This is a genomic window from Nocardia sp. NPDC056541 (assembly GCF_042794235.1).
Classification (GTDB): domain Bacteria; phylum Actinomycetota; class Actinomycetes; order Mycobacteriales; family Mycobacteriaceae; genus Nocardia.
Map to the genome: position 1 here is coordinate 1 of NZ_JBHTUD010000011.1, position 15,144 is coordinate 15,144.

The 15,144-nt window shown below is 64.2% G+C and carries 11 protein-coding genes and 2 rRNA genes; 8 read left to right on the top strand and 5 right to left on the bottom strand.

The window, feature by feature from the left end; genetic code table 11:
- From ACFQ9R_RS20190 to ACFQ9R_RS20200, 3 genes are all read left to right on the top strand, one after another.
- A 23S ribosomal RNA gene (locus ACFQ9R_RS20190) occupies positions 1 to 1,028 on the top strand; the annotation flags it as partial.
- A 133-nt stretch (positions 1,029 to 1,161) separates the two neighbouring features.
- Positions 1,162 to 1,278 (top strand): 5S ribosomal RNA (gene rrf, locus ACFQ9R_RS20195).
- A 123-nt stretch (positions 1,279 to 1,401) separates the two neighbouring features.
- The gene (locus tag ACFQ9R_RS20200; RefSeq protein WP_378992412.1) at positions 1,402 to 2,109 is read left to right on the top strand and encodes a hypothetical protein; all 708 of its coding nucleotides are present in this window, start codon (positions 1,402 to 1,404) and stop codon (positions 2,107 to 2,109) included.
- 17 nt (positions 2,110 to 2,126) lie between these two features.
- Here the strand turns inward: ACFQ9R_RS20200 and ACFQ9R_RS20205 are convergent, their stop codons facing one another.
- Positions 2,127 to 3,677 (bottom strand): hypothetical protein, encoded by a 1,551-nt coding sequence (locus ACFQ9R_RS20205; RefSeq protein WP_378992414.1) that lies wholly within the window; start codon positions 3,675 to 3,677, stop codon positions 2,127 to 2,129.
- 18 nt (positions 3,678 to 3,695) lie between these two features.
- Positions 3,696 to 5,657 (bottom strand): UvrD-helicase domain-containing protein, encoded by a 1,962-nt coding sequence (locus ACFQ9R_RS20210; protein WP_378992415.1) that lies wholly within the window; start codon positions 5,655 to 5,657, stop codon positions 3,696 to 3,698.
- Positions 5,658 to 6,066: 409 nt separating this feature from the next.
- On the opposite strand from ACFQ9R_RS20210, the gene ACFQ9R_RS20215 reads away from it, so the two are divergent.
- Together ACFQ9R_RS20215 and ACFQ9R_RS20220 are read left to right on the top strand one after the other, a co-directional pair.
- The gene (locus tag ACFQ9R_RS20215; protein ID WP_378992417.1) at positions 6,067 to 6,525 is read left to right on the top strand and encodes a hypothetical protein; all 459 of its coding nucleotides are present in this window, start codon (positions 6,067 to 6,069) and stop codon (positions 6,523 to 6,525) included.
- Between the two features lie 102 nt (positions 6,526 to 6,627).
- The gene (locus tag ACFQ9R_RS20220) at positions 6,628 to 8,004 is read left to right on the top strand and encodes a DoxX family protein (protein ID WP_378992419.1); all 1,377 of its coding nucleotides are present in this window, start codon (positions 6,628 to 6,630) and stop codon (positions 8,002 to 8,004) included.
- Positions 8,005 to 8,035: 31 nt separating this feature from the next.
- On the opposite strand, the gene ACFQ9R_RS20225 is transcribed toward ACFQ9R_RS20220, so the two are convergent.
- On the bottom strand, positions 8,036 to 8,308 hold the full coding sequence (locus ACFQ9R_RS20225) for a MoaD/ThiS family protein (protein ID WP_378636379.1): 273 nt from the start codon (positions 8,306 to 8,308) through the stop codon (positions 8,036 to 8,038).
- A gap of 4 nt (positions 8,309 to 8,312) precedes the next feature.
- On the bottom strand, positions 8,313 to 9,410 hold the full coding sequence (locus ACFQ9R_RS20230) for an exo-alpha-sialidase (RefSeq protein ID WP_378992420.1): 1,098 nt from the start codon (positions 9,408 to 9,410) through the stop codon (positions 8,313 to 8,315).
- A 185-nt stretch (positions 9,411 to 9,595) separates the two neighbouring features.
- On the opposite strand from ACFQ9R_RS20230, the gene ACFQ9R_RS20235 reads away from it, so the two are divergent.
- On the top strand, positions 9,596 to 10,930 hold the full coding sequence (locus ACFQ9R_RS20235) for a hypothetical protein (protein WP_378992421.1): 1,335 nt from the start codon (positions 9,596 to 9,598) through the stop codon (positions 10,928 to 10,930).
- On the top strand, positions 10,927 to 11,811 hold the full coding sequence (locus tag ACFQ9R_RS20240; RefSeq protein ID WP_378992423.1) for an EamA family transporter: 885 nt from the start codon (positions 10,927 to 10,929) through the stop codon (positions 11,809 to 11,811). The genes ACFQ9R_RS20235 and ACFQ9R_RS20240 overlap by 4 nt, the downstream gene beginning before the upstream one ends.
- Here the strand turns inward: ACFQ9R_RS20240 and ACFQ9R_RS20245 are convergent.
- Positions 11,756 to 12,463: a phosphoribosylanthranilate isomerase gene (locus tag ACFQ9R_RS20245; protein ID WP_378992424.1), complete on the bottom strand. Its 708-nt coding sequence runs from the start codon at positions 12,461 to 12,463 to the stop codon at positions 11,756 to 11,758. The genes ACFQ9R_RS20240 and ACFQ9R_RS20245 overlap by 56 nt on opposite strands.
- 910 nt (positions 12,464 to 13,373) lie before the next feature.
- On the opposite strand from ACFQ9R_RS20245, the gene argS reads away from it, so the two are divergent.
- Positions 13,374 to 15,140: an arginine--tRNA ligase gene (gene argS / locus ACFQ9R_RS20250; protein WP_378992425.1), complete on the top strand. Its 1,767-nt coding sequence runs from the start codon at positions 13,374 to 13,376 to the stop codon at positions 15,138 to 15,140.
- Positions 15,141 to 15,144: the final 4 nt, after the last annotated feature.

Here is a 15,144-nt window from a genome sequence, read left to right on the forward strand (position 1 = left end):
GGCGAAGCTGAGAATTTAAGCCCCGGTAAACGGCGGTGGTAACTATAACCATCCTAAGGTAGCGAAATTCCTTGTCGGGTAAGTTCCGACCTGCACGAATGGCGTAACGACTTCTCTGCTGTCTCAACCACAGACTCGGCGAAATTGCATTACGAGTAAAGATGCTCGTTACGCGCGGCAGGACGAAAAGACCCCGGGACCTTCACTATAGCTTGGTATTGGTGTTCGGTACGGTTTGTGTAGGATAGGTGGGAGACTGTGAAAGCGACACGCTAGTGTTGTGGGAGTCGTCGTTGAAATACCACTCTGATCGTATTGGACTTCTAACCTCGGACCATGATCTGGTTCAGGGACAGTGCCTGGTGGGTAGTTTAACTGGGGCGGTTGCCTCCCAAAATGTAACGGAGGCGCCCAAAGGTTCCCTCAGCCTGGTTGGCAATCAGGTGTTGAGTGCAAGTGCACAAGGGAGCTTGACTGTGAGACTGACAGGTCGAGCAGGGACGAAAGTCGGGACTAGTGATCCGGCACCGGCAAGTGGAAGCGGTGTCGCTCAACGGATAAAAGGTACCCCGGGGATAACAGGCTGATCTTCCCCAAGAGTCCATATCGACGGGATGGTTTGGCACCTCGATGTCGGCTCGTCGCATCCTGGGGCTGGAGTAGGTCCCAAGGGTTGGGCTGTTCGCCCATTAAAGCGGCACGCGAGCTGGGTTTAGAACGTCGTGAGACAGTTCGGTCTCTATCCGCCGCGCGCGTAAGAAACTTGAGGAAGGCTGTCCCTAGTACGAGAGGACCGGGACGGACGAACCTCTGGTGTGCCAGTTGTTCCGCCAGGAGCACTGCTGGTTGGCTACGTTCGGAAGGGATAACCGCTGAAAGCATCTAAGCGGGAAGCCTGTTCCAAGATGAGGTTTCTCTCCCACTTGATGGGTTAAGGCCCCCTACAGACCATGGGGTTGATAGGCCAGAATTGGAAGCCAGGTAACTGGTGTAGGTGACTGGTACTAATAGGCCGAGGGCTTACTACGAAGGTGTTACGCGTCCACTGTGCGGTTTCTGAAACAACAGACACTGCAGCAGACATGAGGGGAACTTGTGTCGATCCTTTTCGGGGGGTTGATTCGGGTGACCGTAGTGTCGCGCTATCTGGTTTCATAGAGTTACGGTAGTTATAGCGGTGGGGAAACGCCCGGTCCCATTCCGAACCCGGAAGCTAAGGCCACCTGCGCCGATGGTACTGCACTCGACAGGGTGTGGGAGAGTAGGACACTGCCGGAACATCTTTGCGAAAGGCCCTCCAACTTCGGTTGGAGGGCCTTTTTGCGTTTTCCAGCCGGCCATCCCCGCGGTCAATCTTGGCTTCTCCCAACCTGTCTGGCCGTCTGGGACTAGCCTGTGCGTGTGAGTGCAGAACTCCCGCCCAACGAGGGCGAGCCGAAGGCGCACGTCCATGGTCGTGCCAGCCTCGATGCGCAGAATCGCAGCACCCAGAACGAGTCGTACACCCGCCAAGTGCGTTCCAGTACCAACTTCGGTGTGTGGCGACGTGACGCCGAGGTGAGCAGCAAGGGCACGAAGGAGAAGCGCCGCACCGTGCAATTGGTGGTGGCCGGTGGGTTTCTCGTCGCGGGGGTCGTCGGCGCAGCACTGGTCTTCATGGCGTTTCAACCCGACGCCAGCGGAGATGCGCCGGTGAAAGGCAGTGCCGTGACGTCGGTCGCCCAACCGGCCGCGCCGGTCGATGTCACCACGGCGGTCGTACCTACCGTAGTGAAACCGACTGTGAGTGCGACGATCTCGGCGCGCACGCCGACAGCTCTGCTGACGCAGCCATGCCCCGCCGGCACGGTCTGTTGGTGGGACATGCCCGACTTCAAGGACTTGCTTCACTCGCTACCGCACGGTGAGGTGCCCTCGATCGGACCGGAAAGCTGCCTGGAGTTGGGCGTCGCCAGTCTCGGCCCGCGGGGCGCCGGCTCGGTGGTCAACGGCGGCAGTGTCCCGCAGACATTCTGGGAGAACGGCGACTGCACTGGACGTTCGTTCGTCATGAAGCCCGGAGAACAACTGGCGAAACTGCCGATCTTCCCCTTCTCCGTCAGCGGGTAGCGGCCGCACCCCTGTGCTCAGGGATTGGGTTCGGCGGTGCGCAGGAGTTGCAGCAGACCGTGCACCGCGGCTTCCTGCCCCGCCGACAACGGATCAGTGGCGAAGTGCATCAACTCGTTCCGTACATCGCGCACCTGCTCCACCAACTCCAGGACCTGACTGTGATCGAGGCGCCAGCCGAGCTTGCGCCAGCGAACCGGGTCGCGCAGTAGGTACACATAGCCACCGAAGGTCAGGTGCGCCGCTTCGGTGGTGTGGGCGCGCCTGTTCTTGGGGGCCGCGGCTTTGATGTCGTCGGGATCGAGATGATCGTTGGCGGCGCGGCGCAGCCGGTTCTCTGCCTCCTCGATCAGCACGAAAGGCTTTGCCAGCATGCCGAATTGGTGGGTGAGATCCGATGCGGTGAGGATGCCTGTCACGCGCGCGCGGTCAGGGCTGCGCACGAAGATGAATCCGTTGTCGTAGATGGCGTCGATCTGGTCGAGCAGCGGAGCGTCGTGGTCGACGACGACGGCGGGCACGGTCGCTTCGGCCAGGGTCGGGTGGTCACCGGAGATATGGGCTCGGCCGATAGATTCCCAGGTGATCGCGCCGTGATAGGTCCCGTCCTGATCGATGACGGCGAGTTGCGAGAACTGATGACGCACCATGGTCGTCTTCGCGACGGTCAGGTTCACATGCGAGGGCACCGACGTCAGCGTCGCGGGCAGATCCCCCAGCCGACGGGTCATCGGTTCCGGGTCGGAGACGTTCTCCACCGCGCTGGAATCCCGTTGCCGGACTTCGCTGTCCGCCGTGAGATCGGCGACCGTGTCGGGCTCGGCATCGAGCGGCACGATGGTGACGATGTCGCTGAGCGCACCCTCGGTGAACGGCGGCCGGGTGGTGAGCCCGTTCTCGGCGAGGGCGGATTTGATCACCTCGATCGCCGCCGCGGTCCGCCGCTCGAACTGCCAGTGCTCGAGCAGACTGCGGATGGTGAGTTGACGGGGATTGCCCGCAGCATGGGAACTCGCCTCGGCGAGCAGCTGGACCGAATCGGTGGCCACCTCGTCACTGTCGAATCCGGGATCCGTCCCGAACTCGGCCAGATGGGCGATGCGAGCGGCCGCATGATTGCGGTGGATTCCGCAGACGGTGAGCAACGAGCCGAGACTGGCGCGCAGGTCGGGCCGCAACGCCTCCCACACGATGTCGGTTCGCAGCCAGTCGACCTTCCTGACCTGGCGGAATTCCTCGGGCTCGGCCTCGCGATACTCGTACTGGCCGACCACCCGCCCGATCGCGACATAGCCGGTTTGCAGCTTCAGCGGCATGACAACCAGGTCGTCGTTCGCGATGTCGGTGCCGAATTTCCAGAGTTGCCCAGCCCAGTTGCCGACCACATTGGGGGTAGCGAGGGGATACTTCTCGCGCAGTGCTGCCTTGAGCTCTTCCCAGGTTCGATAGCGGCTGAGGTCGCCCATTTCGTCCCAGCCGACGATGGCCAGGCCCTCGTCGAGTGCGCGGTGTTCGCGCTGGCCGTCACGGCCCGACCGGATGAGCCACGCGCGCGGGTTGTCGTACACAGTTCTGATCCTCCCAGTTCAGTCCGACAGGTAGGCGACCCAGAGATAGTCGCGGGCGCGGCTGGTGGCGACGAGTAGCTGTCTGGCGAGCATCTCGGCTCGATCCCTGGCGCCGCCGGACAGCGCGTCCAGGTCGGTCGGTGGTTCCTCGGTGATATGAAAGACGGCGGCGAAGTCCATCCCTTTCGCGCGGCGTACCGTGCCAACTTTGACCGGTTCGACCTGCGAGCCGTCGTAGTTCTCCAGCGAGACAGCCTTGATGCCCGCCCGGCGCAGCACCCGCAGGTATCGCGTGACCTCGCTCGGCCAGTTGACGATCACGGCGATCTCGGCCCCCGGCGGCAGGTGTGCGTCACGGAGCGCGCGGGGGAGTAGCCCGTCGATGTCGCGACGGGGGATGTGAACGTCGGCTGCCCGGCCGTCCGGCAGCGTGGGATCGCTGTCACGAAGGATGACGCCGGCCCCGCCATCGAGATCATCGACGGTGTTGCCCGCCTCGATACGTTGTGAATACCGCAGCACCGCTTCACGATTGCGGTAGTTCTTCCGCAGCACGCGACCACGCCCACCGGCGAGCGGGATCCCGGCCTCGGACAGGGTGCAACCCCCGGCGTAGACCTGCTGCTGTCCGTCGCCGACCAGCAGCAGCTGTGCGTCGGGGCCGCCGCCCGCTATCTGGTGCACCAGCTGCAGTTGCCGGAGAGTGAAGTCCTGCACTTCGTCGACGACGACCATGGCGTACGCCTCGGTGCTGTCGAGCGGGCGGGCTCGAAGTTCGTCGACGGCGAGGGAGATGACATCGTTGAAGTCGTGGGCATGCCGCGCGTCCAGGACTTCCTGGTAGGGCTGATACCAGTGCTCCCAGACGAATTGACGGCGGGTCGACCGCAGGCTGATTCCCTCGCGACCCACCCGCTGCACGCGCTTGTACGACTCCAGATCGGTGATCCCGCGGCCCTTGATGACCCGATTGATCTCGTCCTGCCAGTAGCCGTGGTCGGTGCCCTCGACCCGCCCCAACACGCCGCGGGCACCTTGCCACGACTTGGCGAACGCGGCATCGACGGCTTTGTCGTTCAACCGGAATGCGACATCGCGGCGGTCCAGGAACGCCATCGCCCACGCATGCAGCCCGGTGAACTCGGCGCGCCCGGCGGCGTGTGGCGCGATCTGCGCGAAGCCTCGCTCATGGTAGGCGGGCAGGCTCTTGACGAATGTCGTGAAGAGCAGTCGCCCAGGGTTGCGCTTGGCGAAGTGCGCCATGCGCTGCAACGCGACGACCGACTTTCCGGTGCCCGCCGGACCGCTGAACCGGGCCGGGCCGGTGAAGGTGGCATGGACGAGCGGCACCTGATCGGGGTCGAGGAACGTCATCCAGTCGCTGAACGGTCTGGCAAGCGCGGAGGATCTCGCGTCCTCGCGGAGGTCCTCCTGGTCGAATAGGCCACCGGCGTCGATGGTCTCGGCCTCGGGGGCATCGTCGGCACAGAGGTAGCGATGCGTGGGGAGCTTCTCCGCAGCGGTCGCCGCGAGCTCGCTGACCCGTTCAGCGCGCATCCGCTTCTCACGGCGGGCCAGCGTCTCGACGAAACCGGCCTCGTCGACGACGAGATAGCGGCCGTCCGAGGTAGCCCGCGCGCCGCGCGGCATGAGCAGCACGACATCGACGGAATGCGGTACGAACTGGGCCCCGCCGACAACGAGCCTGGCGAAGGTCCGTTCGGCCTCGCCGCGGATCTTCAGGACCTCGGCCGAGCTGGGCAGCGCTTCGGTGAACACGAGTGCGAAAACCCCCGTGCGCCCCAGCGCGTACGCCGCGATCCGATCGGGCACGGGCGAACCGCTGTCCACGAGCAGATGCCAGCCACGCACAGTGAGCAGCCCTGCCAGGAACCGACGCTGCCCCGGTGTCAACTGTCGCTGTTCGGCGAGTGTGCGCTCCGCCCACCGTGCTACCCGCTCGCGATGAATATTCGGCATCGATCCCCCTCCGGATGCCGGCTCCGCACAGCTATTGGAGCCGTAATGCGTTGAGTACCAACATAGTTTGACATCGACTGCGCAGGCATGTGGATCGGCGCCCGCGCTGGGGGCGGGCTTTCCTGCTGATCTGTTGCACTGCCGCGAGCCTCGGCCCGACCGCGGTCATGCGATCGACGTATTTCCAGCCGTGTGCTCCGTCGTGCCAAGCTGTCCGGTTCGCTTCCGTACGAGGGGATTCTGTTCATGCAACGTCATCTGGCACCTGTCGCCGTCTTGGCCGTTCTGGCCGGTGTAACCGGGTGCGGGAGCGTCGATTCGCCGACTACACCTGCCGCCACATCCGCGGCATTACCCCGAAATCGTCGCGCTGCAGTTCGTTCCGCTGGTCCAGGACGAAAGCGCCCCGATGGACGCGCCGCGCTTCGTCACCCCGGCACCGGCGAAAGTCACCATTGCGCTCGCGACCGCTCCGGCACCGGTCACCGCCCTGGCACCCGCCACCGCGACCACTACACCCTCGGCCGCCGCTCGACTTCCCGCCACGACGCCGGAGCTCGCGCCCGAAAGCTCCACTACAGCAGTGCCTACCACGGTGCCCACACCGAAGAAGACGACACCCGCAGTCGGTGTCGCGTGCACCCCGCCCGGCGACGACTACGCCACCGCGGTTGACGGAAGCACCCTCAAATGCACCAAAGCCGGGGGCCCGAGCGCGAAATGGGTGCAATCGGTGTCCCTGCTCGGTACTCGCACTCCGGGTGCTCCCTGCGAGGTGGGTTCGGGTGTTGCGACATCGCCCGACGGTGAGGAGATGTTCTGCCTCGGCCAGGGGCCGGACACCAATGTGTGGACCGTTGTGAATTGACGCCTGACCCGAATGCTCGGGGCAACGACTTTGCTGGATTTCCGAGTCACGCCTGCTGCCATAGCGTCTCACCCGCACGGCTTTCGACCGTAGGAGTGACGGATGGTTACAGGGGTGTTGGCTCAGCGGGAGCCCGAGGTCGATGGCATCGAGCGGGAGGCTGTGGCGCGGTGGCATCCGGCGGTCCGCGTGCTCTTCCGGTTCGGGTTCATCGTTGTCGGTGTCGGGATGGCGGGGGTGTGGCTGCTGCACGCGCTGCTGCGCACCCTCGGTGTGCCACAGGAGATGGTGAGCGAGGTCGCCGAATGGACGGCGTTGCATCCGCTCACCGATTGGGTCGGCACCCAGATCTTCGGTGTACCCATCGATTACACGGTCACCGGTAGCGGAGACACAGCGGCGAAATGGGTGGCTGTTTTCACCCTGCTCCTGGTTGCCGTGCCGGTGACCGCCGCCTGGTCGGTCCTCGACCGGCGCCGCCCGAACTACACGCGACTGTACGAGTGGTTCCGGTTGCTGTTGCGAATCTCCCTGGCGAGCGCCCTTGTGCTGTACGGGATGATCAAGGTGCTGCCGTCGCAGATGTCGTTCAATCTCGAGCGACTGGTCGAACCGTTCGGTCAGATGAGCCCGATGGCGGTGCTGTGGGCGCAGTCGTCGCTGTCGGAGCCGTATGAGATGGCACTGGGTGCGGCGGAAGTCGTCGCGGCGCTTCTTCTCATCCTGCCGGTGACCGCGGGGATCGGGTCTGTTCTTGCTGTCATTGTGGCGTTGCAGGTGCTCCTGATGAATCTCACGTTCGATGTGCCGGTGAAGCTGTTCGCCCTGCAATTGTTCTTGTACGCAACAGTATTGGCCGCACCGGATGTGATCCGGATCGTTCGGGCCCTACTCGGCCGCACCGTCGTAGCTCGAACGTCGACACCCTTGCTGTCCACTGCGCGTGGCAACCGAATACTGCTGGCAGCCCAGGTGCTGATGGGAGTGTGGCTGCTCGGTGCCACGACCGTCGAGGCATACGACGGCTGGCGCACCTACGGCAACGCACGGCCCAAGTCGCCGCTCTATGGCATCTGGAACGTCACCGAGTACTCGATCGCGGGCGAGCAGGTGCCCGCACTGGTCGACTTCCGCCGATCACCGTCCAACAGCACAATGCCGAGCGCCACCGAACGATTCCGCCGCATCATCTTCGATATCCCCCAGGGCATGACCGTGCAGCGGCTGGATGATTCGCTGGTCTCCTTCCCCGCTCGAATCGACACCGACCAGCACAGCATCACGCTGTCGAAAGACACGGCACACCAGTGGAAGCTCGCGACATTCAGTTATGTACAGCCACAATCGGATCGGCTGATTCTGGAGGGCATCCTCGGTGGACGTCCGGTACGGATGCAGCTGGACCAGGTCGACCTGACGCAGTTCCCGGCTGTTTCACGGGGGTTCCATTGGGTGCAGGCAACGCCCTATTACCGGTAGCGGGATTCATTGCACCCCAATGGAATAGGCTTCATCCGCCGGCAACCGACGGGATGATCATCACCTCGGTACGTGCGCCGACAGCGGTGTCCTGGCCGTCGAGAAGACGGCATTCGTCACCGTCGATATAGAAGTTCACGTACCGGCGCAAAACCCCGCGTTCATCGCGGAGACGGCGCTCCAAACCGGGTGATCGTTCGCGCAGCGCATCGAGGACCTGTTGCAGAGTCGCACCGTCGACATCGAGTTCCTTGGCGCCGTCGACATAGGTGCGGAGCATGGAGGGCAGGCAGACGCGAGCCATCGCGCTATCCGATGACCGCGGCGCGCACGCACAGCACGTCGGGCAGCTTGTCGGCCACGAGCTGCCAATGGTCGCCTTCGTCCGCGCTGCAATACACTTCGCCGTTGCGGGTGCCGAAATAGATGCCGGTCGGGTCGGCGTCGTCGGCGCACATGGCATCGCGCATGACCGCAGCCCAGAACGGGACCGTGGGAAGGCCGTCGTTCAGCTTCGACCACGTCTCGCCGCCGTCCGCACTGCGATACACCGCGCAGACCGCATCGGGCGGAAAGCGGAAGCGATCCATATCCGCCACCAGCGGGAAGGTGTAGATCACCCCCGGCTTACGCGGATGCGCGACGATCGGGAAGCCGAAATTCGACGGCGGTAACCCACCGTCGATCGACTGCCAGCTCACACCCGCATCGGTGCTCCTGAACACCCCACCGTGGTTCTGCAAATACATAGTGCTCGGCGACTCGGCGTCGAGAGCGACCTTGTGCACGCACTGCCCCCATTCCGGCAATTCGCCGGGCATGAAGTCCGCGGTGACACCCTTGTTCGTCGGCGTCCACGATTCGCCGCCGTCGGCAGTCTGATAAACCCCACCGGTGGACATGGCCACCGCCATCCGCTGCGTATCGACCGGATGCGGCAGCACAGTATGCAAGGCCAACCCACCACCACCCGGTTCCCACTGCGGCCGATGGGGATGGTCCCACAACCCTCTGACCAGCTCGAACGTCCGGCCACGATCAGTTGACCGGAATAGGGCAGACGGCTCGACACCTGCGTACACCACATCCGGCTCGGCCTCGGTAGCAGGCGCAATCTGCCACACGCCGCCCAACGCAGCCCCGGTGTCCTCGGGAAATGCCAGTGGCGCGTCATCCGGCTCGCTCCACGTCTCCCCGAGATCATCACTGACCACCAATGTGGGCCCGAAATGACTGTTCAACACCCCGGCAAGCACCCGTGGCGTCCCCCGCCGGGTATCAATCGCCAGCGCCTTCACGTCAGCCACCGGGAACTGCGGCGGCGACACCGTCCAACTGGCCCGCCCATCCCGGCTACGAGCCAAGAACAAACCCTTACGTGTTCCGATCCCGAGCAGCACGTCCATCGCGAACCTCCGGTTGGTCACCCGCAACGCCGATATGCGTGACACTACGCCGCCCACCGACAGGACCTGCGGGTTCATAGGTCGTTCGCCACGGTGCTCGTGAACTCAATGGGCATCTGGGAGCATCTAGTAAGTGAAAGAACCTGGGCTGGAATGGGTTCGACACAGATCGGTTAGGTGGGGACATGTCCAATCTCGATGAACGCATGAGACTGGCGGTCGAGTGGTTCGAGCGTTACCAATTCTCTGATGGCGCGGGCGGGGCAGGCTGGGGCTGGGTCCATGATGTGCCGCCGAATCCGCAGAACACCGCGGAGGTGGTGTGCGCGCTGACCGCGGCAGGCATTCCCGTTCCGCGGGCAGCCGAGGTGCTGCATCTGGTACGTCGGCAGATGATCGTGCCGCCCACCGCGGGTGCGGGGGAGTTCACGGGTCCGATCGATATCGCGTGGCAACTGCGGGCGATGCACTGCCTCGGGGTGGCCGACGCTGATTCCGACGTCCGCGAGTGCATCAGGACGTTGATCCAGGAACAAGATGCCGAATCGGGCGGGTATCGGATGTCCGGATCTGTCGGCCCCGTGTCCCTGACCGCGACGACTGCCGCGATGCACGCACTCGCCCCGTACGCGGCCGACGACGTGGAAGTGGCGCGGGCGACGCTGCGCGGCGTGACCTTTCTGGCGCTGACGATGCTGTCCGACGACGTCCGCGCCGAACCGCTGTACTCGGCGGCACACATCGCCACGGTGCTGGCCCGTCCCGAGTACGCGTCGGTGGGCGGCAGGCGGGCGCGGCGGGCATCCGAGCTGGCGATCGAACGGATGCTCGACGGGCTCGCCAGCGGTGCCAACTGCAACGGGGACGAGCATTTCCTGCGCGGCGATGTCGCCCACATCTGGACCCACCTCGGGCTGCATGCGGCAGTCGGTGCCGTGCTGGTCGCCGATGGCACGCTGATCTTTCATCCGGCGGTCCGTGCGGCGTTGACCGCGTTGTTCGATTTGCAGGTGATGACTCAGCAACTGCCGAGTCGCGGCGGATTCCGGACATCGAGCGAGGGGTTCATCACCGCATACTCGACGACCCTGGCCGTCGAGGCCATGGTGCACGCGCGAACCGCGGTCGCCGAAACCGTCAACCCCGGCAGGGTTTTCGACCTGATCTGCCAGGTCGACGGCGCGCACCACAGCGATGGCCGGGTGGTGACCGAATGGGGGTCACGCCGGCTGGTGATGAACAGCCATGTGGGCTTCGCGATGTTCGTGCTGGCATCGGCCGCCGGATTGACGATCGTAGGGCTCGGAGCCCTGTTGAAGGCGGGCCTGGCCGAGGAGGCCCCGCTCCCTGAGCGTGCTGCCGCGGGTGGCTTGATCGTGTGGGGCACCTTCGTGCTCGCGTTCGGCACACTCGCCTGGCTGACCAGCCGATTCCCCAACTTCTCCCAGCGGGCTATTGCGGCGGGCGTCTTCGGCGGGTTCACTGCTGTGGTGCTGCCTATCGTGACCTACATTTTTTGACCGCAGTCCGGTCATCGCTCACCCGATCGTCGCCGTGGATCATGCTCGCGGCGACCTTCGTGTGGGGCATGTCGAGCGCCGCGCTGGCGGCGCTCGAGGGTTCCCTCGCCTCCTCGGCGCTGGTCGCTGCCGGGGGCGGGGTGACATTGCTGCTTGTCGCGGGTGCACGCCGCCAAGGTCCGATTCGAACACTGCTGGAATCGCCCGGCCTCTATGTGCGATTGGGCGCGCTCGAGGCAGCCAACTTGCTGCTGTTCGTCGCAGCGTTGAAATGCGGACCGTTGCCCGTGGTGGTGGCGTTGCACCTGATCGCGCCATTGCTGTTGCTCGCCGCCGAGATAGTGCGCGGGCGGCGCCGACCGACGGTGCTCGTCGGCGTCGAGTTCGTGCTGGTCGGTGCCGCGGTGGCAGTGGCGGTACCGGGCAGCTCGGCTGAAATCGGTATGGACAGAGCGCTGTTGGGCTGTGTCCTCGCGGTCGGTAGCGCGGTGTGTGTCGCGCTGCTGGTCAGCCTCATCGCCCGGGAGTCGGCACAGCGACCGACGATCGCGTCGGCGGGATGGCAGTTGGTGGTGGCCAGTGTGCTCGGCGGCGGACTGATCCTGACCGATCCACCGGACGCCCGGACCGCCGGATCGCTCGTCCTGGTCGGGGCGCTACTGCTCGGACCGGGTTTCTGCCTCTATTGGTTGGGCCTACGAGGCCTGGACGCGACAACTGCGAGCATCATCGGACTCAACGAAGCCGTTTTCGCGGCCGTGGTGAGTGCGATCTTCACGAACACGCCGATCACGGTGGGTGCGGTGATCGGCGGGGCGCTGGTGCTCAGTGCTGTTGTGCTGGACGACAAGTCGAGGCGAGCTCCCGGGTCGCGGCTTTGACGAATTCAGCACATGCCGCCTTGGACTTGTTGCCCCCGGCGTCGTCGACGCCGGTGTTGACGTCCACACCATAGGGCTGCACGAGGTCGATTGCCTGACCTACGTTGTCCGGGGTGAGACCACCGGCCAACGCCACATCCTTGCGCCCGGCCATCGCTTCGACGATCTTCTTGCTGATGTTCCAGTCGTGTGTCTGCCCGGTTCCCCCGAGACGGCTGGGCGTGCGCGAGTCCAGAAGGATAACGTCGCAATACTTGGCGACATCCTCGACGGCGGAGAACACACCCTCGTCGGTGACATGAACTGCCCGCAGGATCTCGCGATTGCCCCTGTGCTCGTACACCTTTCGCAAGTTGGCTCGATTCACCAAGCCGTGCACCTGGATAGCCTCGACATCGACCGTCTGCGCAAGCTGCAAAATCGCGTCAGCGTCTTCGAGGTGGGTGACCAGCACACGCTTCACCGAGCGTGCGCCGACTCGGCTCGATACCTGCGCGGACAGGGCGGCGGCCTGCTCCGGTGTGAGCGCGTCCTCGCTGAAGTGCGTGATGCCAGAGATGAACCCCACGGCGTCGGGCCGAGCACTCAACGCCGCAGCGAGGTCGAGTTCGGACCTGATACCACAGATCTTCACCTGGACGCGTTTTTCCATATGGTCAACCCTAGTATCAAGGCGCTTCATGGGTGGGGTACGGAGGGTCTGGTCACAGTAGATGCGGTCTCGCAGATACACGGCGGGGCGCAGGTCTGTTGGCTGTTCTTCCTCGTCCCAGAGGTATGGGCTCTGGAACGGGCGCAGCGACTTTATCGACGACTCCTCACTGCTCCGCTCGACATTGCTCCACCGATTTCACAGCGATGCATTCCATCCACTTGCGTTGAACCTCACCAGAAGTCGGTGCTTCACCACACTGTGTGCCGCACCGCCGATAACCCGGGACCGGAGAGCCATCGGGGTAGGTGCAGTTGGTTCCTTGCGCATCACACTGGTAGTCGCGACCGTGCGGGTCTTCGTTAGCGGTGGGCTGTGGACAGCGTGGGTCCCCGACTACGTACGACTGATCGCTGTATATCGCGGTGCCGTTCTCGCAATACAAGAAGGTCGGCTCTGATTGTTGGATCGCGGGTGAGGATGCGGGTGGTGCTGGTGAGGCGTGCGGCGTCAACTCAGTCGAAGTGGCCTGGGTGGTGGCTTCTGGGAGGCGGGTCGACGACGTCGACGCAGCGGGCCCCTCGAACAAAGGCGCGGACGCCGTCGTCGGCGACACCGACCCCGTAGGTGTTGTCGTCGGCGGATTGCCGTCGCATCCTGCCAACGCCAATGTGGCCGCGGCAATCAATCCGACAGCGAACCGGCCAGCAGTGACGGTCATCAGCACACCCTTCTGGAAAGCGTTGGACTTCGCAGGTCAGCGTACGTCTGTGGGTGACTTGTGCTTGCTACCGAGCCTGCTGCCCGTCCACGCTCAGTGCAGGGAGGCGCGATCTGCTGAGTCGCGGCCGATATTCCGCTTGATGTGCTTGGGACAATGAGTTCACCATCCACGCGAAAGGAACCCAAGGTGAGCTCTGCCGGTGTTGTGCCGCTGCTCGGACGTGTCGCTGCCGCTGTGTCGGAGGCGATCGCCCGAGTCCGTCCGGAAGCGGCGGATGCGGACCCGGTAGTGCGACGTTCCGATCGTGCGGATTTCCAATCCAACGCCGCGCTGCCGTTGGCGAAGCGGGTCGGTGTCCCGCCGACGAAGCTCGGCGCTGAGCTCGTCACTCAGATCGATCTCGCCGATGGTGTGATCGCTGATGTACAAGTGTCAGGCCCAGGGTTCTTGAACATCACCCTGGCCGATACCGCGGTGTGGCAATCCGTCGCAGCGCGCCTGGCCGATGACCGGCTCGGCGTCCCCACCGCCGAAGACGGACAACGGGTCGTCATCGACTACTCGGCGCCGAACGTGGCGAAGGAAATGCACGTGGGGCACCTACGGACCACCATCATCGGCGACAGCCTGGCCCGGGTCTTCGGGTTCCTCGGCGCCGATGTCGTCCGCGCGAACCACCTGGGTGACTGGGGAACACAGTTCGGCATGCTCATCCAATACATCGACGAGCACCCCGAATCCCCCTGGCATACAGAGGAACTCGATAAAGACTCCAGCTCTGTGTCGGCGCTCGACAGTCTGTACAAGGCGGCCAGGAAACAATTCGACTCGGATTCAGGCTTTGCGGACCGGGCCAGGACTCGTGTGGTTGCCCTGCAAGCCGGTGACCCTGACACGGTGTCCCGTTGGCGGGAGATCGTCGCGGAGTCCGAGAAGGCGTTCGGCGCGATCTACGACCGGCTCGGTGTGCTGCTCACTCCGGACGACTACTTCGGTGAGTCGTTCTACAACGACAAGCTCGCCGACACCGTCGCCGAACTACAGGACAAGGGCGTCGCGGTCGAGAGTGACGGTGCGGTCGTCGTGCTGTCCGAACAGGTCAAAGGCCCCGATGATCAGCCGGCGGTCCTGATGGTCCGCAAACGCGACGGTGGCTACGGCTACGACAGCACCGACCTGGCCACCATCCGTTACCGCATCACCTCATTGCACGCAGACCGGCTGCTGTACGTCACCGACTCACGGCAGGCTCTGCATTTCCAGCTGGTGTTCGAGGCGGCAAGGCGGGCAGGTTGGCTCACTGAGTCGATCGAGATCGCTCACGTCGCATACGGCACCATTCTCGGGCCCGAGGGCAAGCCGTTCAAAACCCGTGCGGGCGGAACGGTTCGGTTGATGGATCTGCTCGACGAAGCTGTCGGGCGTGCGCGTGTGGTGGTCGCCGATAAGAACCCGGACCTTTCGTCGGCGGAGCTAGATGCCATCGCCGAGCAGGCGGGAATCGGTGCGGTGAAGTACGCGGATCTGTCGACATCCAGGGTCAAGGACTACACCTTCGACCAGGACCGCATGACCACGCTCAACGGCAACACCGGCGTCTACCTGCAGTACGCCCACGCCCGGGTTTGTTCGATCCTGCGCAAAGCTGATGCCGCAACCTCGGCGATCGTGGATATCGGCGGGCCGATGGAACCAGCGGAGCGGGAACTCGCTCTGTGCCTCGATGGCTACAGCACTGTCCTCGCCGAGGTGGCCGACACGTTGGAGCCACACCGGCTGGCGGGCTATCTATACGAACTGGCCCGCGACTACACCAGCTTCTACGACTCGTGCCCTGTCCTCGCGGCTGACGAACCGATCCGGTCAAATCGAATCGCGTTGTGCCAGTTGAGTGCCCGCACTCTGAAGCTCGGATTGGGTCAGTTGGGAATCGCGGCACCGCAGCAGATGTGACTGC

What these genes read in the sequence shown, in the direction of transcription:
- ACFQ9R_RS20210 (WP_378992415.1), bottom strand. Translation starts at nt 5,657, where the DNA reads ATGCCGAATATTCATCGCGAGCGGGTAGCACGGTGGGCGGAGCGCACA.
- ACFQ9R_RS20215 (WP_378992417.1), top strand. Translation starts at nt 6,067, where the DNA reads ATGGACGCGCCGCGCTTCGTCACCCCGGCACCGGCGAAAGTCACCATT.
- ACFQ9R_RS20220 (WP_378992419.1), top strand. Translation starts at nt 6,628, where the DNA reads ATGGTTACAGGGGTGTTGGCTCAGCGGGAGCCCGAGGTCGATGGCATC.
- ACFQ9R_RS20225 (WP_378636379.1), bottom strand. Translation starts at nt 8,308, where the DNA reads ATGGCTCGCGTCTGCCTGCCCTCCATGCTCCGCACCTATGTCGACGGC.
- ACFQ9R_RS20230 (WP_378992420.1), bottom strand. Translation starts at nt 9,410, where the DNA reads ATGGACGTGCTGCTCGGGATCGGAACACGTAAGGGTTTGTTCTTGGCT.
- ACFQ9R_RS20235 (WP_378992421.1), top strand. Translation starts at nt 9,596, where the DNA reads ATGTCCAATCTCGATGAACGCATGAGACTGGCGGTCGAGTGGTTCGAG.
- ACFQ9R_RS20245 (WP_378992424.1), bottom strand. Translation starts at nt 12,463, where the DNA reads ATGGAAAAACGCGTCCAGGTGAAGATCTGTGGTATCAGGTCCGAACTC.